24 protein-coding genes and 1 pseudogene are annotated in these 25,001 nt (G+C 67.9%); 11 read left to right on the forward strand and 14 right to left on the reverse strand.

Going from position 1 to position 25,001, the window contains the following annotated elements; all coding sequences use genetic code 11:
• The 4 genes from LYSHEL_RS02325 to LYSHEL_RS02340 all read right to left on the reverse strand — a co-directional run bounded on the left by LYSHEL_RS02325 (position 1) and on the right by LYSHEL_RS02340 (position 4,213).
• A complete protein-coding gene (locus tag LYSHEL_RS02325) occupies positions 1–729 on the reverse strand; it encodes a pseudouridine synthase (protein WP_213435430.1) in 729 nt (242 codons plus the stop codon).
• Positions 730–746: 17 nt separating this feature from the next.
• Positions 747–1,325, reverse strand: coding sequence for a hypothetical protein (locus tag LYSHEL_RS02330; RefSeq protein ID WP_244858636.1), 579 nt, complete (start codon positions 1,323–1,325; stop codon positions 747–749).
• A 168-nt stretch (positions 1,326–1,493) separates the two neighbouring features.
• The gene (locus LYSHEL_RS02335) at positions 1,494–2,603 is read right to left on the reverse strand and encodes an OmpA family protein (protein ID WP_213435431.1); all 1,110 of its coding nucleotides are present in this window, start codon (positions 2,601–2,603) and stop codon (positions 1,494–1,496) included.
• A gap of 158 nt (positions 2,604–2,761) precedes the next feature.
• On the reverse strand, positions 2,762–4,213 hold the full coding sequence (locus LYSHEL_RS02340; protein WP_213435432.1) for a bifunctional 2-methylcitrate dehydratase/aconitate hydratase: 1,452 nt from the start codon (positions 4,211–4,213) through the stop codon (positions 2,762–2,764).
• A 161-nt stretch (positions 4,214–4,374) separates the two neighbouring features.
• Between LYSHEL_RS02340 and LYSHEL_RS02345 the strand changes: the two genes are divergently transcribed.
• From LYSHEL_RS02345 to LYSHEL_RS02365, 5 genes are all read left to right on the forward strand, one after another.
• A complete protein-coding gene (locus LYSHEL_RS02345) occupies positions 4,375–5,157 on the forward strand; it encodes a dioxygenase family protein (protein ID WP_213435433.1) in 783 nt (260 codons plus the stop codon).
• A gap of 77 nt (positions 5,158–5,234) precedes the next feature.
• Complete coding sequence (locus LYSHEL_RS02350; protein ID WP_213435434.1) at positions 5,235–7,241, forward strand: NADPH-dependent 2,4-dienoyl-CoA reductase; 2,007 nt, start codon at positions 5,235–5,237, stop codon at positions 7,239–7,241.
• A gap of 48 nt (positions 7,242–7,289) precedes the next feature.
• Complete coding sequence (locus tag LYSHEL_RS02355; RefSeq protein ID WP_213435435.1) at positions 7,290–7,646, forward strand: DUF1428 domain-containing protein; 357 nt, start codon at positions 7,290–7,292, stop codon at positions 7,644–7,646.
• A gap of 271 nt (positions 7,647–7,917) precedes the next feature.
• Entirely contained in the window at positions 7,918–8,373 is a 456-nt protein-coding gene (locus tag LYSHEL_RS02360) for a cell wall hydrolase (protein WP_213435436.1), read from the forward strand.
• A gap of 109 nt (positions 8,374–8,482) precedes the next feature.
• Complete coding sequence (locus LYSHEL_RS02365; protein ID WP_213435437.1) at positions 8,483–9,094, forward strand: glutathione S-transferase family protein; 612 nt, start codon at positions 8,483–8,485, stop codon at positions 9,092–9,094.
• A gap of 60 nt (positions 9,095–9,154) precedes the next feature.
• Here the strand turns inward: LYSHEL_RS02365 and prpC are convergent, their stop codons facing one another.
• Genes prpC through LYSHEL_RS02390 form a run of 5 tightly spaced genes read right to left on the reverse strand, consistent with a single transcriptional unit; the run spans position 9,155 to position 14,057 of the window.
• Positions 9,155–10,324: a bifunctional 2-methylcitrate synthase/citrate synthase gene (gene prpC, locus LYSHEL_RS02370; RefSeq protein WP_213435438.1), complete on the reverse strand. Its 1,170-nt coding sequence runs from the start codon at positions 10,322–10,324 to the stop codon at positions 9,155–9,157.
• Positions 10,325–10,346: 22 nt separating this feature from the next.
• Entirely contained in the window at positions 10,347–10,898 is a 552-nt protein-coding gene (locus tag LYSHEL_RS02375) for a hypothetical protein (RefSeq protein WP_213435439.1), read from the reverse strand.
• Positions 10,895–11,779, reverse strand: a complete 885-nt coding sequence (prpB, locus tag LYSHEL_RS02380) for a methylisocitrate lyase (protein WP_213435440.1) — start codon at positions 11,777–11,779, stop codon at positions 10,895–10,897. The genes LYSHEL_RS02375 and prpB overlap by 4 nt, the downstream gene beginning before the upstream one ends.
• 49 nt (positions 11,780–11,828) lie before the next feature.
• Positions 11,829–12,812 carry a malate dehydrogenase gene (locus tag LYSHEL_RS02385; protein ID WP_213435441.1) on the reverse strand — a complete coding sequence of 328 codons (984 nt, stop codon included), beginning with the start codon at positions 12,810–12,812 and terminating at the stop codon, positions 11,829–11,831.
• A gap of 39 nt (positions 12,813–12,851) precedes the next feature.
• Positions 12,852–14,057: an aminotransferase class I/II-fold pyridoxal phosphate-dependent enzyme gene (locus LYSHEL_RS02390; protein WP_213435442.1), complete on the reverse strand. Its 1,206-nt coding sequence runs from the start codon at positions 14,055–14,057 to the stop codon at positions 12,852–12,854.
• A gap of 91 nt (positions 14,058–14,148) precedes the next feature.
• Here LYSHEL_RS02390 and LYSHEL_RS02395 point away from each other — a divergent pair, with 91 nt between their 5' ends.
• From LYSHEL_RS02395 to LYSHEL_RS02405, 3 genes are read left to right on the forward strand one after another with little or no spacing between them, the layout of a single operon-like run.
• Positions 14,149–14,868 (forward strand): hypothetical protein, encoded by a 720-nt coding sequence (locus tag LYSHEL_RS02395; RefSeq protein ID WP_213435443.1) that lies wholly within the window; start codon positions 14,149–14,151, stop codon positions 14,866–14,868.
• On the forward strand, positions 14,865–16,037 hold the full coding sequence (locus LYSHEL_RS02400) for a M48 family metallopeptidase (RefSeq protein ID WP_213435444.1): 1,173 nt from the start codon (positions 14,865–14,867) through the stop codon (positions 16,035–16,037). Before LYSHEL_RS02395 ends, LYSHEL_RS02400 begins: the two co-directional genes overlap by 4 nt.
• On the forward strand, positions 16,037–16,630 hold the full coding sequence (locus tag LYSHEL_RS02405) for a hypothetical protein (RefSeq protein WP_213435445.1): 594 nt from the start codon (positions 16,037–16,039) through the stop codon (positions 16,628–16,630). The genes LYSHEL_RS02400 and LYSHEL_RS02405 overlap by 1 nt, the downstream gene beginning before the upstream one ends.
• 19 nt (positions 16,631–16,649) lie before the next feature.
• On the opposite strand, the gene LYSHEL_RS02410 is transcribed toward LYSHEL_RS02405, so the two are convergent.
• Complete coding sequence (locus LYSHEL_RS02410; RefSeq protein ID WP_213435446.1) at positions 16,650–17,144, reverse strand: peptidylprolyl isomerase; 495 nt, start codon at positions 17,142–17,144, stop codon at positions 16,650–16,652.
• Positions 17,145–17,265: 121 nt separating this feature from the next.
• Between LYSHEL_RS02410 and typA the strand changes: the two genes are divergently transcribed.
• The 3 genes and pseudogenes from typA to LYSHEL_RS02425 form a co-directional block, all read left to right on the forward strand.
• Positions 17,266–19,125, forward strand: coding sequence for a translational GTPase TypA (typA, locus tag LYSHEL_RS02415; RefSeq protein ID WP_213435447.1), 1,860 nt, complete (start codon positions 17,266–17,268; stop codon positions 19,123–19,125).
• Positions 19,122–19,598 (forward strand): DUF2127 domain-containing protein, encoded by a 477-nt coding sequence (locus LYSHEL_RS02420; protein ID WP_213435448.1) that lies wholly within the window; start codon positions 19,122–19,124, stop codon positions 19,596–19,598. Before typA ends, LYSHEL_RS02420 begins: the two co-directional genes overlap by 4 nt.
• A 73-nt stretch (positions 19,599–19,671) precedes the next feature.
• Positions 19,672–21,339: pseudogene (locus LYSHEL_RS02425) on the forward strand (amidase); the annotation flags it as partial.
• A 10-nt stretch (positions 21,340–21,349) separates the two neighbouring features.
• On the opposite strand, the gene LYSHEL_RS02430 reads toward LYSHEL_RS02425, so the two are convergent.
• From LYSHEL_RS02430 to rplQ, 4 genes are all read right to left on the reverse strand, one after another.
• Complete coding sequence (locus LYSHEL_RS02430; RefSeq protein ID WP_213435450.1) at positions 21,350–22,408, reverse strand: WD40/YVTN/BNR-like repeat-containing protein; 1,059 nt, start codon at positions 22,406–22,408, stop codon at positions 21,350–21,352.
• The gene (locus tag LYSHEL_RS02435; protein ID WP_213437520.1) at positions 22,405–23,799 is read right to left on the reverse strand and encodes a class II 3-deoxy-7-phosphoheptulonate synthase; all 1,395 of its coding nucleotides are present in this window, start codon (positions 23,797–23,799) and stop codon (positions 22,405–22,407) included. Before LYSHEL_RS02435 ends, LYSHEL_RS02430 begins: the two co-directional genes overlap by 4 nt.
• Positions 23,800–23,880: 81 nt before the next feature.
• Entirely contained in the window at positions 23,881–24,393 is a 513-nt protein-coding gene (locus tag LYSHEL_RS02440) for a disulfide bond formation protein B (RefSeq protein WP_213435451.1), read from the reverse strand.
• Between the two features lie 106 nt (positions 24,394–24,499).
• On the reverse strand, positions 24,500–24,880 hold the full coding sequence (gene rplQ / locus LYSHEL_RS02445; RefSeq protein ID WP_213435452.1) for a 50S ribosomal protein L17: 381 nt from the start codon (positions 24,878–24,880) through the stop codon (positions 24,500–24,502).
• Positions 24,881–25,001: the final 121 nt, after the last annotated feature.

The following is a 25,001-nucleotide window of genomic DNA, read 5'->3' on the forward strand; positions in this document are numbered from 1 at the left end:
TCAGTCGCCGCGCAATGCGGCGACTTCCGTTTCGGTCAGCGGGCGCCATGCGCCCTTCGCGAGATCGCCGAGTTCCAGCGGGCCGATCGCGACGCGCACCAGGCGCAACACGTCGAAATCGAACGCGGCCAATAGACGTCGGATCTGCCGGTTGCGGCCTTCGTCCAAAACGATGTCGAGCCACGCGGTGCGATCGCCTGCGCGCAGCAGCGCGATGGACTTGGCGTGCAACGGTTCGCCGTCGGCGAGGATGCCGTCGGCGAGCGCGTCGAGCGTGTCGTCGTCCGGGCGGCGATCGACCTGCACGTGGTAGCGCTTGTCGGGACCGGTCGCGGGATCGGTGATGCGCGCGGCCCACGCGGGATCGTTGGAGAACAGCAGCAGGCCTTCGCTGGCCTTGTCGAGGCGGCCCACGGGGGCGATCCAAGGCAGGCCGGCGGATTCGAAACAGGTATAGACGGTGTCGCGGTCGTGCTCGTCGCGCGCGGTGGTCACCAGGCCGCGCGGCTTGTTGAGCACGAGGTAGAGCGGCGCGGCGGCGTCGAGCGGTTGCTCGTCCACCGTGATCCGGTGGCGGCCGGCGATCGTTGGGAATTCGGGATCACGCACGATGCGCCCGTCGACGCGCACACGGCCCGCGCGGATCCATTCGGCGGCCTGCGTGCGCGAACACACGCCGCGCTTGGACAGCGCGCGTGCAAGGCCGTGGCGGGGCGTGGCGCCGGGCACGGCGGATGCAGAGTGGGTTACTTCGCGCCGTCCGGCTTGGTGGGCGGCTTCGGCGTGGCGGGCGTCGTCGTGGTCGACGGCGCGGCCGTGGGCGTCGTGCCCGGTGCGGCGTCCGTGGGCGTCGGCGCCGCGGGTGCGGTTGCAGCACCCCCGCCCTTCGCCACGCGCACGCCACGTGCCTTCATCCACTGGTCGAACTCTTCGGCCGTCATGCGCTTGCCGTTCTGGTTCATGTCGAACCGCCACGGCGTGTTGTCGAACTGCGTCTTCGGCTTGTACGTGGCCGGATCGATCACGCCGTTCGCCGCCGGCGTGCCGGGCGATGCGGCGGGCATGGCGTTGGCGACGTTGCGGCAGCCTTCCAGGCGCAGGCGCAGCAGGACGTTGTCGACCGACTGCGCTTCGTCGAAGGCCTGCGCGAGAACGCCGGTGGGCGCGCCGAGCTGGTGGCTGGGCGCGGTGAATTCGGGCGCGACGGCGGGCAGCACGGTGGGCTGCACCGGCAGTGCGCGCGCGGTGATCGCGCAATTGTCGGACTGTGCGTGGGCAAGGCCCGCGAGACTGAACAGGGCAACCGCGATCAATGCACGCGACATGATGTTTCTCCTCGAAGGCGACGCGAGTGTAGGTGCGGGGATCGCATCGAACAACCGCAGCGATCACAGCTTGCGCGCTTGCACGCGACGTTCGCGAAAAAAGAACCGCAAAAAGAAGAAGCCCGGCACGAGGCCGGGCTTCCTTTTGTTGCTTGGAGCTTCGAACGCTTAGTTCTGGACGTTCAGCTCGGTGCGGCGGTTGCGCGCACGGCCTTCCGGATTGTCCGAACCGTCTTCGTTCGTGTTCGGCGCGATCGGGCGGCTCTCGCCGTAACCGTTCGGGCCCACCAGGCGCGCGGCGTCGACGCCGTTGCTGGTCAGGTAGTCGTACACGGCCTTGGCGCGACGCTCCGACAGCGACTGGTTGTAGGCATCGGTGCCGACGGAGTCGGTGTGACCGGCGACTTCAACCTTCAGGTCGGGGTAGCGCTTCAGGATTTCGACGGCTTCGCCGAGGATCGCCACCGCGTCCGGACGGAGCGTCGACTTGTCGAAGTCGAAGTTCACACCCTTCAGGTCGATGGAGACCGGCACCGGGCAGCCGTCCGGACCGATGGTCTGGCCAGCCTGCGAACCGGGGCACTTGTCGTCGCAGTTGTTGACGCCGTCGCCGTCATCGTCCGCATCGGCGCACGACGGGGCGGCCGGGGCCGGGGCAACCGGGGCCGACGGCTCCGGTCCGAGGGCCACGGTCAGGCCGACCGAAGCCAGCAGGTCCGTGAAGTAGTCTTCCTGCGTCTGGGCCGAACGGGCCTGGACGTCGTCGAAATCGATGCGCGTGCCGACTTCCGTACGGAGGTCAACGCGGCCGAAGTCGAACTGGAGACCGGCGCCGAGGTTGACGGCGACGTTGTTGTCTTCATGCTGCGCCGGGAACCCATCGCTCGGGGTGCCGAACGCCGGGTCGCGCACGAACTCTTCTTCGTGACGCTGCCAGCCCAGGCCCATGCGGATGTACGGCCACCACTTGGAGTCGACGCTGCGGAAGTGGTAACGGGCATCGGCCGACACGCCGTACTGGCTCCACCACAGGTTCGGGTTGGAGGACTTGTCCGGGTTCTGGTAGTTCAGTTCTGCTTCGACCGACCAGTTCGGGTTCAGGAACTTGCCGAAGCCGAGGGTGGCGAAAATGGAATCTTCGGTATCACGGTCCGTGTCCTGGAAATTGACGCCGGTCGAACCGGAGACATACCAGCGGTCGTCGAAGTCCTGCGCAGAAGCGGCCTGGGCGACGCCAAGACCACCCAGCAGCGCGGCGCAGAGGAGTTTCTTGTTCATGTTCAGCTCCTTGATCAGGGTAAAGAAACATCGTTTTTTCGTTCAGACGGCCGCATGTCCGCACGGCTTGGATTCAAACTTATGACGGGCCGCATGAAGGCCTTGTTAACGCTAGCATAACAGTTGACCGGGTGCCAACCCCTGCTGCATGCGGAATTCTATACCCGGTAAAGATTCAGGAAATCCGAGATGGACATGGCTTCGAGCTCGGCCGGCTTGGCGGCGAGGGCCATCAGGCGGTCGGCCTGGGCGGCCGGCAGGTGGGCCCGGTTGGCGGCCTGGAACTTCGCCATCAGCACCGGGATGCCTTCGGCCCGGCGCTTGCGGTGGCCGATCGGATAGTCGATGGACACCAGGTCCGTGCTGGTGCCGTCCTTGAAGAACACCTGCACCGAGTTGCCGATGTAGCGCTTGTCGGGGTCGAAGTAGTCCTTCGTGAACTGCGGGTTCTCCTTCACGACCATCTTTTCACGCAGGGCGTCGATGCGCGGGTCGGCGGCGATGTCGTCGTTGTAGTCGTCGGCGGTGAGGCGGCCGAAGATCAGCGGCACGGCCACCATGTACTGCAGGCAGTGGTCGCGGTCGGCGTAGTTGGCCAGCGGGCCGGTCTTGTCGATGATGCGGACGCCGGCTTCCTGGGTCTGCAGCTCGATGCGTTCGATGTCGGCGATGCGCGCCTTCACCTGCGGATGCAGCTGCATCGCGCACTCCACGGCCGTCTGCGCATGGAATTCGGCGGGGAAGCTGATCTTGAACAGGACGTTTTCCATCACGTAGCTGCCGAACGGGCGCTCGAACTGGAATTCCTTGCCCTTGAACGCAACGTCGTAGAACCCCCAGGTCTTCGCGCTCAGCGCGCTCGGATAGCCCACCACCTTCTTCTGCACGGCGTTGAGCGCGTGCGTGACGGCGCGGCGGCAGGCGTCGCCCGCGGCCCAGCTCTTGCGCGGGCCCGTGTTGGGCGCGTGGCGGTAGGTGCGCAGCACGCCGTTGTCGATCCAGGAGTGCGAGACGGCGGTGATGATTTCGTCCTTCGTGCCGCCCAGCATGGCGGTGGCCACGGCGGTGGACGCCAGGCGGACCAGGATCACGTGGTCCAGGCCGACCCGGTTGAACGAGTTCTGCAGCGCGTACACGCCCTGGATCTCGTGCGCCTTGATCGCCCAGCCCAGCACGTCGCGCACGGTGATCTTGTTGCCGTCGCCGCGCAGCGCTTCGCGGTTCATCCAGTCGGCCACGGCGAGGATCGCGCCGAGGTTGTCGGACGGATGGCCCCACTCGGCGGCGAGCCAGGTGTCGTTGAAGTCGAGCCAGCGCACCAGCGTGCCGATGTTGAAGGCGGCCTGCACCGGATCCAGTTCGAACGAGGTGCCCGGCACCAGCGCGCCGCCCGGCAGCGTGGCGCCCGGCACGATCGGACCGAGGTGCTTCACGCAGCCCTCGAACTTCATCGCCAGCATCGCGCAGGCCAGCGAGTCGAGCAGCATGTGGCGCGCGGTGTCGAAGGCTTCCTGCGACTCGATCTTGTAGTCGAGGACGTAATCGGCGATGTCGACCATCGGCTGGTCGGGGTTCGGGCGGACGGCGGAGCGGACGTCGGAATGGCTCATGCGGGCATCGGTGGCGGAGGGGAGCCGCGCATTTTGCCAGACGTCGCCGCCCGCGACGTCCCCGACCATCGGTTTTGCGCTGCGCGGCGTTGCGTGCGCGCAACGCACCTACGCACCTGTCGAGCTTGGATGCGGCCCGATGAGCGCGCATGTTGCACCGCATGCAGACACTCCCCGCCCTCTTCCTCTCGCACGGCTCGCCCATGCTCGCCGTGCAGGATTCGCCCGCCGGCCGGTTCCTCGATGGCCTCGGCGCGTCGATGCCCAGGCCGCGCGCCATCGTCGTGGCCTCCGCGCATTTCACGGCCGCGCCGACGCATGTCGGCACGGCGGCGCAACCGCGCACGGTCCACGACTTCGGTGGCTTCCCGCCGCAGCTGTACGACCTGCGCTACCCGGCGCCCGGCGATCCCGAGCTCGCCAGGGCGATCCTGCATCGCCTCGAAGCGGCGGGCGCGACCGCGACCGCAGCCCCGGAACACGGCCTCGACCACGGCGTGTGGGTGCCGCTGCGCCGCATGTATCCGGACGCCGACATCCCGGTGGTGCCCGTGTCCGTGGACCCGCGCGGCGATGCCGCGGCGCACGTCGCCCTCGGCCGCGCCCTCGCCGGGCTGCGCGAAGAAAACGTCCTGGTCATCGGATCCGGCGGCTTCGTGCACAACCTCGGCGACCTCGACTGGAAAACCCAGGACGCCGCCCTCGCGCCCTGGGCCGCCGGTTTCGCCGACTGGATGCGCGAACGCCTCCAGGCCCACGACCTGCCCGCCCTCCTCGACTGGCAGGCGCAGGCCCCGCACGCGAACCGCGCCCATCCCACCGTCGAGCACCTGATGCCGTTGTTCGTCGCACTCGGTGCCGGCGGTGCCACGCCCGCGGTGCGCACCCTGCATCGTTCGCACGAACTGGGCACCCTCGCGCTGGACGCGTTCGCGTTCGACTGAGGCCGCGTTCGACCGAACCCTTGCGTGCGGCGGCGCGGGCGGGCATCGTGCGCGCTCCCGTACGCCGGCGTATGCGAATGCCCTACCCGCACCTGTTCCGCCCGCTGGACCTGGGCTTCGCGACGCTGCGCAACCGCATCCTGATGGGCTCGATGCACACGGGCCTGGAAGACCGGGCGCGCGATTTCGACAAGCTCGCCGCGTATTTCGCCGAACGCGCCGAAGGCGGCGCGGGCCTGATCGTCACCGGCGGCTTCGCGCCCAACATCGTCGGCTGGCTGAAGCCCTTCGCCGGCAAGTTGTCGTGGCGCCACGAGACGCGTCCGCACCGCAAGGTCACGCAGGCCGTCCACGCGCACGGCGCGCACGTGTGCCTGCAACTGCTGCACGCGGGGCGCTACGCCTACCACCCGTTGTCGGTTGCACCGTCGAAGCTCAAGGCGCCGATCAATCCGTTCACGCCGCGCGCGTTGTCGGCGCGCGGGGTCGATCGCCAGATCGACGCGTATGCGCGGGCCGCCACGTTCGCGCGCGAAGCCGGCTACGACGGCGTGGAGCTGATGGGCTCCGAGGGCTATCTCATCAACCAGTTCACCGTCGCGCGCACGAACAAGCGCACCGACGCGTGGGGCGGCGACGTCGCGCAACGCATGCGCTTCGCCGTGGAGATCGTGCGCCGCGTGCGCGAAGCCTGCGGGCCGGACTTCATCGTCGTGTATCGCCTGTCGATGCTGGACCTGGTCGAAGGCGGCTCGGACTGGAACGACATCGTGCTGCAGGCGCAGGCGGTCGAGGCCGCAGGCGCGACGATCATCAACACCGGCATCGGCTGGCACGAAGCGCGCATCCCCACGATCGCGACGTCGGTGCCGCGCGCCGCGTTCGCCGGCGTCACCGCGAAACTGCGCCCGCACGTGCGCGTGCCGCTGGTCGCCACCAACCGCATCAACATGCCCGACGTCGCCGAACGCGTGCTCGCCGACGGCGGCGCGGACCTCGTGTCGATGGCGCGCCCGCTGCTCGCCGATCCGCAATGGCCGAACAAGGCCCGCGCCGGCCGCGCGCACGCGATCAACACCTGCATTGCCTGCAACCAGGCGTGCCTCGACCACGTGTTCGAGAACAAGCGCGCGAGCTGCCTGGTGAATCCGCGTGCCTGCGCCGAAACCGAACTCGTCATCACGCCCGCCAGCACGCCGCGCCGCATCGCCGTCGTGGGCGCGGGCCCCGCGGGCCTTGCGTGCGCGACGGAAGCCGCGGCGCGCGGGCACCGCGTCGTGCTGTTCGATGCCGCGGCGGAAATCGGCGGGCAGTTCAACCTCGCCAAGCGCATCCCGGGCAAGGAAGAATTCCACGAGACGTTGCGGTACTTCCGGCATCGGCTCGAAGAGACGGGCGTCGACGTGCGCCTGGGTGCACGCGCAGATGCAGAAATGCTCGCCGGCTTCGACGCGATCGTGCTCGCCACCGGCGTGTTGCCGCGCGCGGTGGACATCCCCGGCATCACGCATCCCAAAGTGGTCGGCTATCTCGACGTGCTCGAAGGCCGCGTCACCTGCGGCGAACGCGTGGCCATCATCGGCGCGGGCGGCATCGGTTTCGACGTCGCCGAATTCCTCGTGCACGACGGCCCTTCGCCCGCGCTCGACGCAACGCGCTGGATGCACGAATGGGGCATCGATCCTGCGTTCGAAACGCGCGGCGGCCTCGCGCCCGCCTGGCCCGAACCACCGGCGCGGAAGCTGTGGCTGCTGCAACGCACGCCCGGCAAACCCGGCGCGCGCCTGGGCAAGACCACCGGATGGATCCATCGCGCCACGTTGAAAGCGAAGGGCGTGCGCATGCTGGGCGGCGTCGAATACCTCGGCATCGACGACCACGGCCTGCACATCCGCATCGAAGGCGCCGAACAGGTGTTGCCCGTCGACCAGGTGGTGGTGTGCGCCGGCCAGGAGCCGCGCCGCGACCTGCTCGACGCCCTCCCCGACCGCGAAGTCCACGTCATCGGCGGCGCCGACGTGGCGGCAGAGCTGGACGCCAAGCGCGCCATCGCCCAGGGCACCCGCGTCGCTGCGAATTTGTAACGCCCGCGGGCGTAGCCTCCGGCGACCACCCGTCGCAGGAGGTTGCCCATGTACGTCGATGGATTCGTCCTGGCCGTCCCCGAAGCGAACCTGGCCGCCTACCGCAAGATGGCCCGCCTGGGCGGCAAGATCTGGCGCGAACACGGCGCCCTCGAATACATGGAATGCGTCGCCGACGACGTCAAGCCGGGCAAGCTCACCTCGTTCCCGCAGGCGGTGAAGCTCAAGCCGGGCGAGGTCGTGGTCTTCTCCTGGATCCTCTACAAGTCCCGCGCGGCGCGCGATCGCATCAACGCGAAGGTCATGGCGGATCCGCGGCTGGCGCAGTTCATGGATCCCAAGTCGCTGCCCTTCGACGGCAAGCGGATGTTCTTCGGCGGCTTCAAACCCATCGTCCAGATGTGAACGCAGGCGGGATTGCCCTACCGCATTCATTTGGAAAACACAAGCAAATCCGATACTTAGCGAAGGCGTTCACGCGGCGTTGAGCCTACCGCCGCTACCGTGCGCCCACTTTCTCGCCGGCCGCCTTCCGCAGGCCGGCACCCGCACGGTCCACGTCGAAGGACCGCGCCCGGGCAAAGGCAGCCACAGAGCCGCCGCCCTCCCCAGTACGCCATGCCGTCCCGGTCGCGCCACGCGACCGCCGGCGCAACGGAGCAAGGAGCACGACGCAATGAAGCTCGCCTGGATCCTCTGGCTGTCGCAGGTCCTGCCACAGCCGGCCGCCGATTCGCTTTGCCTCAGCACCACCGTCTACCTGGAAGCGCGCGACCAGTCCGCGCAGGGCCAGCAGGCCGTGGCCGAAGTCGCCCTGCGGCGCCGCGACAGCGGCCTGTGGGGAGACAACCTGTGTTCGGTGGTCACCGCGCGCCACCAGTTCGCGCCCACGATCGTCCCGGCCAGCACGCAGCTGCGCGGCGGCGAGGCCTGGGCCCGCGCCGTCACGGTGGCGCTGGAAGCCGAACGCAACTGGGCCCTGCCCGACGGCGAGCGCAAGGAACTCGTGCCGGGCGCGAGCCACTTCGCCGCCACCGCGATCGCGAGCCCCGCGTGGCGCAACGCCCACCAGGTGGCGACGATCGGCGACCACACCTTCTATCGCGTCCAGTCGCTGCCGCCGCGCGGTTGAAATATCGGCACAAGGCGCGCCCTGCGGCATGCAGCGTTGCGCCGCGCGTGATCGACGCTGCACGCGCGACTGCGCATGATGCGCGCCTCGCATCGAAACGGAGTCGCCGATGAAGTTGTACTACTCGCCGGGCACGTGCGCCCTCGCCGACCACATCGCGCTGGAATGGATCGGCAAGCCGTTCCAGGCCACGCGCCTGTCGAAGGAAGACCGGCAGACGCCGGAATACCTCGCCATCAATCCCGCCGGCGCCGTCCCCGCGCTCGACGTGGACGGCTGGATCCTCACGCAGAACGTGGCGATCCTCAATTACCTCGCCGACACCCATCCCGACGCGCAGCTCGGCGGCGACGGCACGCCGAAGGGACGCGCCGAAGTGAATCGCTGGCTGTCGTTCGCCAACTCCGACGTGCACCCGCTCTTCAAGGTGTTCTTCGGCAGCGCCAATTTCCTGGAAGACCCGAAGCTCATCGAGAAGGCGCAGGACAACGCGCGCCAGTCGCTGCGCACGCTGTTCGAGCGCGCCGACAAGCAACTGGCCGGCAAGCAGTGGATCGCGGGCACGCGTTCGATCGCCGATCCCTACCTGTTCGTCGTGCTGCGCTGGGCGCGCGCGGTGAAGGTGGACCTGTCGGGCCTGGACCACCTGCACGCGTTCTTCGAACACATGCGCAAGGATCCGGGCGTGCAGAAGGCGCTCGAGGAAGAAGGGCTGGCGTAAGCGTCGCCCCCAACGAAAAAGGCCGCGCAATGCGCGGCCTTTTTTTGTGCCTCGAAAGTATCAGCGCTTGTCGATCGGCACGTACGCGCGATCTTCCGGCCCGATGTAGTTCGCGCTCGGACGGATGATCTTGCCGTCCTCGCGCTGTTCGATCACGTGCGCGGCCCAGCCGGTGGTGCGCGCGATGACGAACAGCGGCGTGAACATCGGCGTCGGGATGCCCATCATGTGGTAGGCCGACGCGCTGTACCAATCCAGGTTGGGGAACATCTTCTTGGTGTCCCACATCAGCGTCTCGATGCGCTCGCTCACGTCGAACAGCACCTGGTTGCCGCCGTCGGCGCACAGCGTGCGCGAGATCTCCTTGATGATCGGATTGCGCGGGTCGCTCACGGTGTAGACCGGGTGACCGAAGCCGATCACGATTTCCTTCCGCTCCACGCGCGCACGGATGTCGGCTTCCGCTTCGTCGGCCGACGCGTAGCGGCTGATGATGTCCATTGCCACTTCGTTCGCGCCGCCGTGCTTCGGGCCGCGCAGCGCGCCGATCGCGCCGGTGATGCACGAATGCATGTCCGACCCGGTGCCGGCGATCACGCGCGCGGTGAAGGTGGACGCATTGAACTCATGCTCGGCGTACAGGATCAGCGACTTGTCCAGCGCGTTGGCATGCAGGTCGCTCGGCTCTTCGCCATGCAGCAAATGCAGGAAATGCGCCGCGACGCTGTCGTCGTCGGTCTCGCAATCGATGCGGCGGCCGTTGCGCGTGAAGTGCCACCAGTACAGCAACATCGAACCGAAGCTGGCGATCAGGCGGTCGGCCAGGTCGCGTGCTTCGGACGCCGGATGGCCTTCGCGTTCCGGCAGCACGGTGCCCAGCACCGAACAGCCCGTGCGCATCACGTCCATCGGGTGCGCGTTGGCGGGCACCAGTTCCAGCGCTTCCTGCACGATCGCCGGCAGGCCGCGCAGGCGGCTGAGCTTCGTCTTGTACGCACGCAGCTGCGAGGCGCTTGGCAGCACGCCATGCACGAGCAGGTGCGCGACTTCCTCGAACGTGGACTTGGTGGCCAGGTCGTGGATGTCGTAACCGCGGTAGTGCAGGTCGTTGCCGCTGCGGCCCACGGTGCACAGCGCGGTGTTGCCCGCGGCCGTGCCGCTCAGCGCGACGGATTTCTTGGGCTTGAAGCCTGGCGTGCCAGGGCCGGACGCAGCGGTGTTGTCGCTCATGGGTGCTCCTTACGTGCGTGCATCAGTTTTCGAAATCGCCAGGGCCCGCCGCGGGGCACCGGTCGACCGGTCGCTGGACATCGTCCAGCGTCTCGCTGTAATTCTGCGTGGACCAGCATTCGTCCAGCGCCGAGCAGTAGCAAAGGTCCAGCTTCAGTCGGTCGCCGACGTGGTGGCGCAGCGCCACGAACTGCGCATGGTCGCCCGGCAGCAGGTAGCCGATGTCGTCGCCCGGCGACAGCACCATGCCCGAGAGCGAGCTGTACTTCTGCGCGGGATCCGACAGGCCCAGCCGCGTCAGCGCCTGGCCCCAGTTGCGCACGGGCTTGCCGTCCACCGTCACGCGCACCGAGCGCACCACCGCCGGGCCGACGCCCTTGTTCGCGATGTGGAACTCGCCCGCCATGCCCGCGTTGTAGAACAACACGCGCGGCCACACCTGCGCGCGGATCTGCTGGCGCTGCAGCGTGGCGGTGTACGCCGCCACGCCCACCGCGACCAGGCCGATCAGGACCGCCGCGATCGCGGTGACGCGATCCCAGTCGGTGCGCGGCGGCGACGCGGCGTCGCTCACCTGGCCGGCTTGGCGAACAATGCGTCGAGCTTGTCCTCGTACGCGTGGTAGCCGAGGTAGTCGTACAACTCGGCGCGTGTCTGCAGCGTCGGGATCGTGTTCTTCTGCGTGCCTTCGCGGCGTACCGTCTCGTAGAAGCCCAGCGCCGCCTTGTTCATCGCGCGATACGCACCGCAGCAGTACAGCGCGATGTCGACGTTGGCCCCGCGCAGCTCATCGGTGGTGAAGAACGGCGTCGAACCGAACTCGGTGAGGTTGGCCAGGATCGGCACCTTCACCGCGGCCTTGAAGCGCCGGTAGTCGTCGAGCGTCTGCATCGCTTCCGGGAAGATCATGTCGGCGCCGGCTTCGACGTACGCGCACGCGCGGTCGATCGCGGCATCGAGGCCTTCGACCGCGGCCGCGTCGGTGCGCGCCATGATCACGAACGAGGCATCGGTGCGCGCATCCACGGCGGCTTTCACGCGATCGACCATCTCGTCCTTCGGCACGACTTCCTTGCCCGGGCGATGGCCGCAGCGCTTCTGCCCGACCTGGTCTTCCATGTGCACGGCGGCGACGCCGACGTTGATGAAGTTGCGGATGGTGCGCGCGATGTTGAACGCGCCGCCCCAGCCGGTATCGATGTCGACGAGCAGCGGCATTTGCGTCGCGTCCACGATGCGCCGTGCATCGACCAGCACGTCTTCCATCGTGCTGATGCCGAGGTCGGGCATGCCGAGCGAATTGGCGGCGACGCCGCCGCCGGACAGGTACAGCGCGCGGTAGCCGGTGCGCTTGGCCATCAGGCCGGCGTACGCGGTGATCGCGCCCATGACCTGCAGCGGGGTTTCTTCGGAAAGCGCGGCGCGGAAGCGTGCGCCTGCGGTGTTGTTGGACATGGTCACCTCGTAACGACGAAGGCGGCCGTGGCCGCCTTCGTGGGTTGCATCAGAGCAAGTGCGCCACGCCGGCGCGCTCTTCTTCGAGCTCGGCCAGCGTCTTGTCCATGCGCTCGCGGCTGAAATCGTCGACCGGCAGGTTTTCGATGCGCGTGTATTCGCCGTTGGCGGTGGTCACCGGCACGCCGTAGATCACGCCTTCGGGGATGCCGTAGCTGCCGTCGGACGGCACGCCCATCGTCACCCACTTGCCGTTCGAGCCGAGCACCCAGTCACGCACGTGGTCGATCGCCGCATTGGCGGCCGACGCGGCCGACGACAGGCCGCGCGCTTCGATGATCGCAGCGCCGCGCTTGCCGACCTTCGGGATGAAGTCGTTGGCGTTCCAGTCGGCGTCGTTGATCTTGTCCTTCAGCGACGCGCCGCCCGCGGTGGCGAAGCGGTAGTCGGGATACATCGTCGGCGAGTGGTTGCCCCACACGACGAGCTTGTCGATGTCGGCCACGGCCACGCCGGCCCTGGTGGCCAGTTGCGACAGCGCGCGGTTGTGGTCCAGGCGCAGCATGGCGGTGAAGTTCTTCGCCGGCAGGGAGGGCGCCGACTTCATCGCGATGTACGCATTGGTGTTGGCCGGGTTGCCGACCACGAGCACCTTGACGTTGCGCGAAGCGACGTCGTTGAGCGCCTTGCCCTGCTCGGTGAAGATCTTCGCGTTTTCGAGCAGCAGGTCCTTGCGCTCCATGCCCGGGCCGCGCGGACGCGCGCCGACCAGCAGGGCGATGTCGGCGTCCTTGAACGCCACGCGCGGATCATCCGTGCCGACCATGCCGGCGAGCAGCGGGAACGCGCAGTCCTCGAGCTCCATCATCACGCCCTTGAGCGCGGCCTGCGCCTTCTCGAGCGGCAGCTCCAGCATCTGCAGGATCACCGGCTGGTCCTTGCCGAGCATTTCGCCCGAAGCGATGCGGAACAGCAGGGCGTAGCCGATCTGGCCGGCAGCGCCGGTGACGGCGACTCGGACGGGTTGCTTCATTTCGAACTCCGAAGAACGTATGCGGGGGCGGGAGGGGGGTTACTGCAGTTCCGAGAAGAACTGCTGGATGCGCGACAGGCCGGGCGCGAGCTGCGGCGTGGGGCACGTGTAGCTGATGCGCATCGCGCGCGGTTCGCCGAACGCCGAACCGGGGACGCACGCGACGCCGTGCGATTCGAGCAGCGCGCTGCACAGATCGACGTCGTTGGTGATCTTCGTGCCGGTGGGGCCATGCGTCTTGCCGAACGCGCAGCTGATGTCCGGGAAGACGTAGAACGCACCCTGCGGACGCGGGCACACGATGCCCGGGATCGCGGCGAGCGCGGCCAGCACCTGGTCGCGCTTGGCCTGGAACTCGGCGTTCTTCGCCGTGGGGACATCCTGCGGACCCGACAGTGCGGCGACCGCGGCGGCGGTGATGATTTCCGGGATGTTGGTGATGTGGTTCGAGTTCATCGTGGCCACGGCCTGCGCCACCGACGCCGGGCCCGCCATGAAGCCCACGCGCCACCCCGGCATGCCGTAGGTCTTGGACAGCGAGTCGATGAAGATCACGCGCTCGCGCAGTTCGGGACGCGCCTGCACGAAGTTGTGGTAGCCGATGCCGTCGAACACCATGCGGTTGTAGATGTCGTCGGTGATGACCCACGTGTCCGGGTACTTCACCAGCACGTCGGCGAGCGCCGAGATCTCGGCCTTCGTGTACACCATGCCCGTCGGGTTGGACGGGTTGTTGAACAGGAACACCTTGGGCTTCTTCGCCAGCGCGGCGTCGAGCTGCGCGGGCGTCATCTTGTAGTCCTGCGTGGCCGGGCACGGCAGCAGGTCGATCTTCGCGTTCACGATCTCGGCGATGTCGACGTAGCTGGTCCAGTACGGCACGGCGAAGCAGATGGCGTCGCCTTCGTCCAGCAGCGCCTCGGCCAGGTTGTAGATGACGTGCTTGGCGCCGATGCCCGTCGCCACGTTGGCGCGGGTGTAGCCGGTCATGCCGACCTGTTCCATGTGCGCGATGAACGCATCGAGCAATGCGTCGGCGCCGCGGTTGCTGCCGTACTGGCCGCTGTCCTTCGCCAACGCTTCACGGGCGGCGGCATAGACGTGGTCGCCCGGCAAAAAGTTGGGCACGCCGATCGAGAAGCTGATGATGTCGCGGCCTTCGGACTTGAGTCGCTTGGCCTTTTCGGCGACCAGCATGATTGCGCTAGGCTTGGCGCGACCAATGCGCCGGGCGAGCTCAGGCATCGCAGAAAACCTCTTCGGGGACGGCCGCGAACGGGCCGGAAGGAAGCGCGGAATGCTATCACAGCGGACGTGTGCCATCGGGCCGAATCCCTTGCCGCGCACGGCTTTCCGGGGCGCCTGGCTGGCCCTGTCGTTGCTGGCCGGCCTGGCCTTGTCCGGGTGCACGTCCACCCAGGTCCGCACCGCCACCGATGCGAGCGGCAAGCCCGAGCACATCGTGGGCACCGTGGTGCTGGTGGAACCGGACATCGAGCTGTATGCGGTCGGTGCCGGCGGCATGCAGGAGCCGCGGGAAGCGTGGACGCTGACGGCCCGGCGCGAATTCCCGATCGCCGCCCGCGACATCCTCCAGGCCCAGGGCGTGCCGCTGAAGGGCGACTTCATGCTGCCCAAGGACGCCGGCCCGGAAAACAAGCTGCGCCAGCTCACGCTGCTGAACCAGGCGGTGTCGATCAGCATCCTGAGCTACGCGCGCGGCGACGCCCTGCGCAACAAGCACGGCAAGTTCGACTGGACGCTCGGCCCCGGGGTCGCGGCCCTGCGCGAGGCCACCGGCGCGGACTACGCGCTGTTCACCTACATCCGCGACAGCTACACCTCCGGCGGGCGCGCGGCGATGCGGATCATCGGCTTCCTGCTGCTCGGCGGCGACGTGGGCGGCGGCATGCAGATCGGGCTGGCCTCGCTGGTGGACCTGCGCACCGGCCAGGTGGTCTGGCACAACCTGCTGCTGGACCAGACCGGCGACCTGCGGGACCCGAAGGGCGCGCACGAAACCGCCGGCGACCTGCTCCGGGGCATCCGGCGATGAGCCCGCGCCTGCTCTCGCTGTCCATCGCGGCGTTCGTGGCGCTCGGTGCGTGCGCGTCGCAGCAACCCTTGCGCGACAACGCACCCGGCACGCGGCCGGCCTCCGGCACCGACGAAGGCGAACTCTGGTACGCAATGCAGCGCGCGGAAGAAGAACTGCAACGTTCGCCGATGCGCGTGCGCGATCCCGCGCTCAATGCGTACGTGAAGCAAGTGGCGTGCAAGGTGAGCGCGGGCCATTGCCAGGACATGCGCGTCTACGTCATGAACGTGCCGCAGTTCAACGCGAGCATGGCGCCCAACGGAATGCTGCTGGTGTGGACGGGCGCGTTGCTGCGCATGCGCGACGAAGCCGAACTCGCGTTCGTGCTCGGCCACGAAGCCGGCCACTACCGCGCGCAGCATTCGATCCGGCAATGGCGGCGCATGAAGGACACCAGCGCGTTGCTGAGTGCGTTCTCCGTGCTCGCCTACGGCTTCGGCGCACCGAACACCGCGATGCTCGGTTCGCTCGCCGCGTACGCCACGGTCTTCAAGTTCAGCCGCGACATGGAGCGCGAAGCCGATCACCTCGGTTTCGCCGAAGTGGTGAAGAACGGGTACGACCCGAAGGCCGGCGCGGACCTGTGGAGCCGCATGCTGCGCGAAGAAAACACGCTGAAATACCTTCCGCGCAGCCGCGTCTTCGCCTCGCATCCCGCGACGGAAGAACGCCTCGCCGACGTGCGCGCGGCAGCGGCCGCGATTTCCGATCCACCGCACGAGCTCGGCGTCGCGCCCTACCGCGCGGCGACCCGGCCCTTCCTCGAAAACTGGCTCGACGGCGAACTCTCGCAACGTCGTTACCAGAGCTCGCTGCTCGTCATCCAGGAACTGCTGGACGAATCGCCCGGCGAAGACCGCGGCGTGCTCACGTTCTATCTCGCCGAAGCGCATCGGCGCGAGGATGGCCCCGGCGATCGCGAAAAAGCGGCGGCGCTGTACGCGCAGGCGATCGCGATGCCGGGCGCGCCCGCGGGTGCGTGGCGCGAACACGGCTTCGCCCTCGCGCAGGCCGGCCAGCGTGCGCAGGCACGCGATGCGTTCCAGCAATACCTGGCGCGTGCGCCGCAGGCAGACGATCGCGCCTTCGTGCAACGCGAACTCGACAAGCTCGGAGGAACGCCCTGATGCGATCGATGCGCGGCTGGTGGCTGGGGTTGGCGGCCGCGATGCTGCTGTCGGCGTGCGCGACGACGGGCAGCCGGCTCGTCGAGCCCGGCCCCAACCCGGCGGGCCAGAAGCTCACGATCAACAGCGAGATGGAATGGACGCGCGGCGCGGACAGCCGCTACCAGGTCTGGACGATCGACGGCGAGCTGCTGAACCTGCTCTATCTGATCCCGTACGTGAAGGAAGGCGAATACATCTTCCTGGGCCAGCGCCAGGGGAAGCGACGCCCCGACGGCCCCTACTACCACCGCGGCATGCGGCAGGACGAGCTGCGCGACCTCATCTCCGACGGCCTGCTGCAGGCCGGGCTGGTCGGCATCGAGGCCAGCAACCTGCGACCGGTGAACTTCGGTTCGCACGAGGGCCTGCGCTTCGACCTGACCATGGTGAACAGCGAAGGCCTGGCCTACCAGGGCTACGTGGCGGCCTTCGAACACGAGAAGGGCCTGGCGCTGGCGATCTGGATCGCGCCGAGCGAGTACTACTTCCCGCGGGATGCAGCGAAGGTGTCGAGGATGCTCGACACCCTGCGCTGGAACAGCGGCGGCTGACACCGCCGCCGTCCGGGGATCACGCCGCGAGGATCTGGTTCCATTCCTTCACGCGGTCGGCCTTGGCGGCCAGCACGGCGGCGGCGTCGCCTTCGATCTTCACGCTGTTGATCTTGTCGCCCTGCTTCACGGCGTCGACCACGTCCATGCCCTCGACCACCTTGCCGAAGACGGTGTGCTTGCCGTCCAGCCAGCCGGTGGGCACGTGGGTGATGAAGAACTGGCTGCCGTTGGTGTTCGGGCCGGCATTGGCCATCGACAGCACGCCGCGCTCGTGGCGCAGGCCGTTGTTGGTCTCGTCCTCGAAGCGGTAGCCCGGGCCGCCGCGGCCGGAGCCTTCCGGACAGCCACCCTGGACCATGAAATCGTCGATGACGCGGTGGAAATTGAGGCCATCGTAGAAACCGCGCTGGGCCAGGTTCACGAAGTTGGCCACCGTGAGCGGGGCCTTGTCCGGGGCCAGTTCGATGCGGACCGGGCCGCGGGCGGTATCGAATACGGCGAACAAGCTCATGGATGCACCTCCGTGGGGAAAGCGCCCGAGGATACTCCAGTCAGTGTTGGGGGCCCGAGCACGGGTATACTCGCCGGCTCTCTTTCCAGGCCCTACGCGCCGTCGCCGGCGCGCATTCAGTATGTCCGCAACCGCTTCCGTCGAACGCCTCCGCAATATCGCCATCGTCGCGCACGTCGACCATGGCAAGACCACCCTCGTCGACCAGCTGCTCAAGCAGTCCGGCACGTTGAACGAACGCGCCGTCGTCCCCGACCGGGTGATGGACAGCAACGACCTGGAAAAGGAACGCGGCATCACGATCCTTTCCAAGAACACCGCGATCCGCTGGACCAACCCGAAGACGGGCGAGGTGTGGCGCATCAACATCGTCGACACGCCCGGGCACGCCGACTTCGGCGGCGAAGTGGAACGCGTGCTGTCGATGGTCGACTCGGTGCTCATCCTCGTCGACGCGATGGACGGCCCGATGCCGCAGACGCGCTTCGTGACGCAGAAGGCGTTCGCGATGGGCTTCAAGCCGATCGTCGTCGTCAACAAGGTCGACCGCCCCGGCGCGCGCGCCAGCTGGGTGCTCGACCAGACGTTCGACCTGTTCGACCGCCTCGGCGCCACCGACGACCAGCTCGACTTCACCACCGTCTACGCCTCGGGCCTGCAGGGCTACGCCGGCATGGACGAGAGCGTGCGCGACGGCGACATGACGCCGTTGTTCGAAGCGATCTGCAACCACGTGCCCGCGCCGCCGGTCGACCCGGACGGCCCGTTCCAGATGCGCGTGACCTCGCTCGACTACAACAACTACGTCGGCATCATCGGCGTGGGCCGCATCCAGCGCGGCAAGATCAAGACCAACCAGCAGATCACGGTCATCGACCGCGAAGGCAAGACACGCAACGGCAAGGTGCTGCAGGTGCTCGGCTTCATGGGCCTGGAGCGCGTGGAAGTGCCCGAAGCGATGGCCGGCGACATCATCGCCGTCTCCGGCGTTGAAGGCCTCGGCATTTCCGACACGCTGTGCGAACCGGGCGCGGTCGAACAGCTCCCCGTGCTCACCGTCGACGAACCCACGATCTCGATGACCTTCCAGGTCAACGACTCGCCGTTCGCCGGCGTCAAGGATCGCAGCGGCGGCAAGTTCCTCACCTCGCGCCAGCTGCGCGACCGCCTGATGCGCGAGACGCAGCACAACGTCGCGCTGAAGGTCGAGGACACGGCCGACGCCGACAAGTTCAAGGTCAGCGGCCGCGGCGAACTGCACCTGTCGATCCTCATCGAGAACATGCGTCGCGAAGGCTACGAGCTCGCGGTGTCGCGTCCGGAAGTGATCCTCAAGCAGGTCGACGGCGTGACGCACGAACCGGTGGAATCGCTGGTGTGCGACATGGAAGAACAGTTCCAGGGCGGCGTGATGGGCCGCCTCGGCGAGCGCAAGGCGCTGCTGCAGAACATGGAACCGGACGGCAAGGGACGCGTGCGCCTGGATTACATGATCCCCGCGCGTGGCCTCATCGGTTTCCAGACCGAGTTCCGCACGCTCACGGCCGGCACCGGCCTGCTCTTCCACGTGTTCGACCACTACGGTCCGAAGGCGGAAGGCCAGATCGGCCAGCGCCAGAACGGCGTGCTGATCTCCAACGGCACGGGCCCCTCGCCGGCGTACGCGCAGATCGCGATGCAGGAACGCGGCCGCCTCTTCATCGAGCCGGGCGAAGAAATCTACGAAGGCCAGATCGTCGGCATCAACAGCAAGGACAACGACCTCACGGTCAATGCCCTGCGCGGCAAGCAGCTCACCAACTTCCGCGCGTCCGGCAAGGACGACGATGAAGGCCTGATCCCGCCGATCAAGTTCTCGCTCGAACAGGCGCTGGAATTCATCGACGACGACGAACTCGTCGAGATCACGCCGAAGGCGATCCGTCTGCGGAAGAAGCACCGCAGCGAAACCGATCGCAAGCGCGCCTCCCGCGCGGCGTGACCCAGGGGCCGGCCCCGCACTACAACCCCAACCCGCGGGCCCACCCCGGCCTGCGGGCCATCGCGCTGATCGAAGCGCTCAAGGGATTGCTTGCGTTGTCGGCCGCCAGCGGGCTCGAGATCATCGGGCCCGTCCCGCTCAAGCGATGGGCGCACGCGCTCATCGATTATTTCCAGCTCGATACGCAGCACGGTGCGATGGCGTGGCTGGCCAACGCCATCAATCCCGGCTCGGTGCATTTCGCCGCCGCGGCCGTGGGCGCGTATGCCGTGCTGCACCTGATCGAAGCCTGGGGCCTGTGGCGCGACAAGGCCTGGGCCTCGCTGCTCGGCTGCATCGCCGCGGCCATCTACCTGCCCTTCGATCTCTACGCCCTCTTCCGGCACCCCGGCTGGGTCTCGGTGGCCGTGCTGGCCATCAATGTGCTGATCGTCTGGGTTCTCGCACGCGACCTGCTCAAGCGGCGCACCTGACCCGCCCCACCCTGTTGCAGGTCCGGCCGCTGCGCCCCATGCTCCGCCGGCACATCGCCCCGGGGACCCTGCCATGCGCCTTGCCCTGCTTTCGCTCGCCGTGCTCGCCACCGTTGCCTGCCAGCCGCGCGAAGGCGCGCAGCCCGCATCCACCGCAGCGCCTGCTTCCACCGCCAACGCACCGACCGCGAACGTGCCTGCGTTCGCGTACGACGAAGTGGATGTCGCCACGCTGCAAGCGCGCATGGCGAAGGGCGAACTCGACAGCCATCGCCTGACGCAGGCGTACCTCGATCGCATCGCCGCGATCGACAAGGCGGGCCCCGCGCTCAACTCGGTGATCGAACTCAATCCCGATGCGATCAAGGAAGCCGACGCGCTCGACGCCGAACGCAAGGCCGGCAAGGTGCGCGGCCCGATGCACGGCATCCCGGTGCTGCTGAAGGACAACATCGACGCAACACCGATGGTGAACTCCGGTGGTTCGCTCGCGCTCGCCGACAACCGGCCCAAGCGCGATGCGTTCCTCGTGCAGCGCCTGCGCGCGGCGGGCGCGGTGATCCTCGGCAAGACCAACCTCAGCGAGTGGGCGAACTTCCGTTCGACGCGTTCGACATCGGGCTGGAGCGGACGCGGCGGGCAGACGAAGAATCCTTACGCGCTCGATCGCAATCCGTGCGGTTCGAGTTCCGGCACGGGCACCGCGATCGCGGCGAGCCTCGCCGCGGTGGGCGTGGGCACGGAAACCGATGGCAGCGTGATCTGTCCCGCCTCGGTCGCGGGCCTCGTCGGTTTGAAGCCCACCGTGGGCCTGGTGAGCCGCGACGGCATCATTCCGATCTCCAGCTCGCAGGACACGGCCGGCCCGATGACGCGCACCGTGATGGATGCGGCGACGATGTTGTCGGCGATGGTGGGGCGCGACGACAACGATGTCGCCACCGCCAACAGCGTGGGCAAGGCGGTGTTCGATTACGCGTCGCGGCTGGATGCGAATTCGCTGAAGGGCGCGCGCATCGGCGTGCTGCGCAAGGACATGGGCTTCCATCCCGACGTGGACGCGGCGATGGAGAACGCGATCGCGACGCTGAAGTCGGCGGGCGCGGAAGTCGTGGACGTCGAGATCCCGACGAAGGGCAAGTGGGACGATGCGGAATTCGACGTGCTGCTGTACGAGTTCAAGGCGGGCGTGGAGCACTACCTGCAGACGCACGATGCGCAGGTCAAGACGCTGCCGCAGCTGATCGCGTTCAACAACGCGCACGTCGCCGAAGAGATGCCCTACTTCGCGCAGGAGATCTTCGAGAAGGCGAATGCGAAGGGGTCGCTCGGCGATGCCGCGTACCTGGACGCGCGCGCGAACGCGAAGCGCCTCGCGGGGCCGGAAGGCATCGATGTCGCGCTGGCCTCGCAACATGTCGACGTGCTGATCGCGCCCGCGATGTCGCCGGCGTGGCCGACCGACCAGGTGCTGGGCGATCACTTCGTCGGCGCCGGTTACGGCGCGGCCGCGGTGGCGGGCTATCCGAGCCTGACGGTGCCGATGGGCGAAAGCCATGGGTTGCCGATCGGGATCGTGTTCGTCGGGCCGGCGTGGAGCGAAGCGAAGCTGCTCTCGATCGGCTACGCGTACGAACAGCGCAGCAAGGCGCGGCGCGCGCCGCAATTCCTGCCGACGGTGAAGCTGGGGAAGACGGCGTTGCCGGAAGCGGGCGCCAACACCAAGCCGGTGTGGACGTCGGCGGATCTCGCTACGGCTTCGACGGCGGCGATGCCTGCGGAGACTTCGACGACGACGCCTGCGGCGGCAGCAACGACAAAGTGATGCGGGCGATGCGGCCTTTGTCGCCGCTCATCCAGCCGACCTTGCCGGCGATATCGACCGCGTCGTAACCGGTGTCGCTGACGGCGGTCCATTGCTTGCCGCGGAGCGCGTCGACGCCCGTCGGCCCGACGGCGAGGCACAGCGCCTCGCCGAAACACGCGGCGCCGGAGCGATAACCCCGCGGATCCGGAAGCGGATCGGTGCTCCACCCGTGCAGGGTGTCGAACGTGGCCAACGCCGCGCTGCCTTGCGCATCGTGTTCGAAATCGCCGCCCACCAGCAGCAGCCCGTCGCCGCGCGGCGCCACGGAAAAGATGCCGCCGCCTGGCACGCGGTGCGGCATGTCGACGAACGCAACGATGCCGCTTCCCAGGTCGTGCAATCGCGACGCACCCCCGCCGGAGACGGCCACCGCACCGTGCCTGGTATGTGCGATGCACGTGCCGCTCGCGGCGAATGCGGCTTCATCCTTCCACATGCCCGAGCCAAGCTTCTTGTCGAACGTCCACGTGCGGCCGCCATCGAGCGTCGTGCGCACCTGGAAGGCGCCGTCCACCGGGTCGCCCCACATCCAGCCCTGCTTGCCATCGAACGCCATGCAATCGAAGAACGCGCGCTCGTCGTCATTCTTCAGCGCCAGCGTCCAGTGCTTGCCACCATCTTCGGTGCGATACACGCGCGAGGCCGCACCCGGACCGATCGACAACACGACCGCCGTCTTCGCATCGAAGGCTTCGATGTCGCGGAAGTCGAGGTCCTTCGCGTCGGGTACGGAAACCTTCGTCCAGTGCTTGCCGCCATCGAGCGTGCGCAGCACCGTGCCTTCGCGACCGCTGGCCCACGCGATGTTCGCGTCGACCGCGGAGATGCCGCGCAGGCGCACGGTGACCCCGCTGTCCTGCGCTTCGACACGCACCGGCGGGTTCGACGCCGACGCCGCGGCCATCACCAACGACAGCGCGAGTCCAACCGTTGCGCGCCTCACGCCTGCACCGGCGCCATCAACTGCACCTGCTTGCGCACGATCAGCATCGCGATCTCCAGGGCTTGTTCGTAGTTGAGGCGCGGATCGACCGTGGAGCGATACGCGCGCTCGAGATCCGTTTCGGTGAGTTCGCGGGCGCCGCCGAGGCATTCGGTGACGTCTTCACCGGTGAGCTCCAGGTGCACGCCGCCGAGGCGCGTGCCCGCGGCGGCGTGCAGTTCGAACGACTGCTCCACTTCGCTGCGGATGTTGGAGAAGCGACGCGTCTTGAAGCCGTTCGCGGTGCTCTCGGTGTTGCCATGCATCGGGTCGCACACCCACAGCACGCGGCGGCCTTCGCGACGCACGGCATCGAGCAGCGGCGAGAGTTTGGATCCGATGTGCGCCGCGCCCATGCGATGGATGAAGGTGAGGCGGCCGGGTTCGTCTTCGGGATTCAGCACGTCGATCATGCGCAGCAACTGGTCCGGCGCCACCGACGGGCCCACCTTCACCGCGATCGGATTGCGGATGCCGCGGAAGTATTCGACGTGCGCGCCGTCGAGCGCGGCCGTGCGCATGCCGATCCACGGGAAGTGCGTGCTGAGGTTGAACCAGCCCCACTGGCGCGGCACCTGGCGCGTCTGCGCTTCCTCGTACGGCAGCAGCAGCGCTTCGTGCGAGGTGTAGAAGTCCACGCGGTTGAGGTTGTGCACCTGGCTGCCGGACAGCGTTTCCATGAAGCGCACAGCGTCGCCGATGCTCGCGACCATGTGGTGGTATTCGTCGGCGAGCGGTGAATGGCCGACCCAGCCGAGGTCCCAGTATTCGGGATGGTGCAGGTCGGCGAAGCCGCCATCGATCAGCGCGCGCACGAAGTTCATCGTCATCGCCGAACGCGCGTGCGCCTTGATCATGCGGCGCGGATCCGGCACGCGCTCGGCGGCGGTGAAGCCCGGGGCGTTGACGATGTCGCCGCGATAACTCGGCAACGTCACGCCGTTGCGCGTTTCGTCATCGGTGGAACGCGGCTTCGCGTACTGGCCCGCGAACCGACCGACGCGCACCACCGGCAGGCGCAGGCCGTGCACGAGCACGAGGCTCATCTGCAGCAGCACCTTGAGGCGATTCGAAATCAGGTTGGAGTTGCACTCGGCGAAGCTTTCCGCGCAGTCGCCGCCCTGCAGCAGGAAGCGCTTGCCTTCCTGCGCATCGGCCAGGTGTTGCTTGAGCGCGATGATTTCCCACGACGTCACCAGCGGCGGCAGGCCGCGCAGTTCCTCGAGGGTGTCCTGCAACGCGGCGGCGTCCGGATACACGGGCATCTGCAGCGCGGGGCGCGCGCGCCAGCTGTCGGGCGCCCAGCCTTCGGGCAGGGACACGGGATGCAGGGTGCGGTCGGACTGGGGCATGGCGGCGTTGACGTTGTTGCGGTGCGTCACCGCATCATGGTCCCGTCGCCGGGCGCTCGCAAGCCAAGCGCCGGTGCGACCTCAGCGGCGACGGAACGCGGCGTGCAACGCCCAGCCCGTGAGCACGAGGAACCAGGCCAGGCTCCACTCCGGCATCGACAGGCCGAGGAAATGCCAGTCGACCTTCGCGCATTCGCCCGAGCCGGTGAGCACCATCTTGATCACGTCGGTGAGCGGGTTGGATTCCATCATGAACTCGAGCGGCGGACCGCACGAGGGCACCTGGTCCGGCGGCAGGTGCGTGAGCCACACGTGGCGGCTCGCGATGCCGATGCCCGCCAGCGCGGGGATGAGGGCCACGATGCCCCACGCGCGACGCCCGCCTGCACTGCGCGGCGCAAACAACCCGCCGAGCAGGAACACCAGGCCAAGCGCGATGAAGGCAATGCGCTGGAAGATGCACAGCGGACAGGGCTTGAGCCCCCAGGCCGACTGCGAATACAGGGCGAATCCGAAGAGCGCGGCGCAGGCGACGAAGCCCAGGAGCCAGCGCTTGCGGAAGGCGGAGACGAGGACGTGCGTGCTGGTATGCATCGCGCAAGCGTGCGGGAAGCGGCGGCGCTTGTGAAGTGCGTCGGGTCCTGGAACGAAAAACCCCGGCACGTGGCCGGGGTTGTTCGCATCGCTGCAGCGAAACCGATTACTCGGCGTCGGTGGCAGCCTCGGGGCGGTCGACGAGCTCGACGTACGCCATCGGGGCGTTGTCGCCGGCGCGGAAGCCGCACTTGAGGATCCGCAGGTAGCCGCCAGGACGGGAGACGTAACGCGGACCGAGGATGGTGAACAGGTTGCCCACGGCTTCCTTGTCGCGCAGGCGCGAGAAGGCGAGGCGGCGATTGGCCACGCCGTCGACCTTCGCCAGCGTGATCAGCGGTTCTGCGACGCGGCGCAGTTCCTTGGCCTTCGGGAGCGTGGTGCGGATCAATTCGTGCTTGAACAGCGAGGCCGCCATGTTGCTGAACATCGCATCGCGATGGGCACTGGTGCGGCTGAACTTGCGTCCGGATTTCTGGTGGCGCATGGGTTGGTTTCCTTTGGGAATCTTGGATCGTTGGAGTTCGCTGTCGCCATCCTGGCGTTGTTGCTTGGACTGCGCTGGTCCGGACCGACCCTCCGTGGGCGGCGGTGCCGCGCGGCTTCTG

Source organism: Lysobacter helvus (assembly GCF_018406645.1).
Classification (GTDB): Bacteria; Pseudomonadota; Gammaproteobacteria; order Xanthomonadales; family Xanthomonadaceae; genus Noviluteimonas; species Noviluteimonas caseinilytica.

What these genes read in the sequence shown, in the direction of transcription:
- LYSHEL_RS02330 (WP_244858636.1), bottom strand. Translation starts at nt 1,325, where the DNA reads ATGTCGCGTGCATTGATCGCGGTTGCCCTGTTCAGTCTCGCGGGCCTT.
- LYSHEL_RS02335 (WP_213435431.1), bottom strand. Translation starts at nt 2,603, where the DNA reads ATGAACAAGAAACTCCTCTGCGCCGCGCTGCTGGGTGGTCTTGGCGTC.
- LYSHEL_RS02340 (WP_213435432.1), bottom strand. Translation starts at nt 4,213, where the DNA reads ATGAGCCATTCCGACGTCCGCTCCGCCGTCCGCCCGAACCCCGACCAG.
- LYSHEL_RS02345 (WP_213435433.1), top strand. Translation starts at nt 4,375, where the DNA reads ATGCAGACACTCCCCGCCCTCTTCCTCTCGCACGGCTCGCCCATGCTC.
- LYSHEL_RS02350 (WP_213435434.1), top strand. Translation starts at nt 5,235, where the DNA reads ATGCCCTACCCGCACCTGTTCCGCCCGCTGGACCTGGGCTTCGCGACG.
- LYSHEL_RS02355 (WP_213435435.1), top strand. Translation starts at nt 7,290, where the DNA reads ATGTACGTCGATGGATTCGTCCTGGCCGTCCCCGAAGCGAACCTGGCC.
- LYSHEL_RS02360 (WP_213435436.1), top strand. Translation starts at nt 7,918, where the DNA reads ATGAAGCTCGCCTGGATCCTCTGGCTGTCGCAGGTCCTGCCACAGCCG.
- LYSHEL_RS02365 (WP_213435437.1), top strand. Translation starts at nt 8,483, where the DNA reads ATGAAGTTGTACTACTCGCCGGGCACGTGCGCCCTCGCCGACCACATC.
- prpC (WP_213435438.1), bottom strand. Translation starts at nt 10,324, where the DNA reads ATGAGCGACAACACCGCTGCGTCCGGCCCTGGCACGCCAGGCTTCAAG.
- prpB (WP_213435440.1), bottom strand. Translation starts at nt 11,779, where the DNA reads ATGTCCAACAACACCGCAGGCGCACGCTTCCGCGCCGCGCTTTCCGAA.
- LYSHEL_RS02385 (WP_213435441.1), bottom strand. Translation starts at nt 12,812, where the DNA reads ATGAAGCAACCCGTCCGAGTCGCCGTCACCGGCGCTGCCGGCCAGATC.
- LYSHEL_RS02390 (WP_213435442.1), bottom strand. Translation starts at nt 14,057, where the DNA reads ATGCCTGAGCTCGCCCGGCGCATTGGTCGCGCCAAGCCTAGCGCAATC.
- LYSHEL_RS02400 (WP_213435444.1), top strand. Translation starts at nt 14,865, where the DNA reads ATGAGCCCGCGCCTGCTCTCGCTGTCCATCGCGGCGTTCGTGGCGCTC.
- LYSHEL_RS02405 (WP_213435445.1), top strand. Translation starts at nt 16,037, where the DNA reads ATGCGATCGATGCGCGGCTGGTGGCTGGGGTTGGCGGCCGCGATGCTG.
- LYSHEL_RS02410 (WP_213435446.1), bottom strand. Translation starts at nt 17,144, where the DNA reads ATGAGCTTGTTCGCCGTATTCGATACCGCCCGCGGCCCGGTCCGCATC.
- typA (WP_213435447.1), top strand. Translation starts at nt 17,266, where the DNA reads ATGTCCGCAACCGCTTCCGTCGAACGCCTCCGCAATATCGCCATCGTC.
- LYSHEL_RS02435 (WP_213437520.1), bottom strand. Translation starts at nt 23,799, where the DNA reads ATGCCCCAGTCCGACCGCACCCTGCATCCCGTGTCCCTGCCCGAAGGC.
- LYSHEL_RS02440 (WP_213435451.1), bottom strand. Translation starts at nt 24,393, where the DNA reads ATGCATACCAGCACGCACGTCCTCGTCTCCGCCTTCCGCAAGCGCTGG.
- rplQ (WP_213435452.1), bottom strand. Translation starts at nt 24,880, where the DNA reads ATGCGCCACCAGAAATCCGGACGCAAGTTCAGCCGCACCAGTGCCCAT.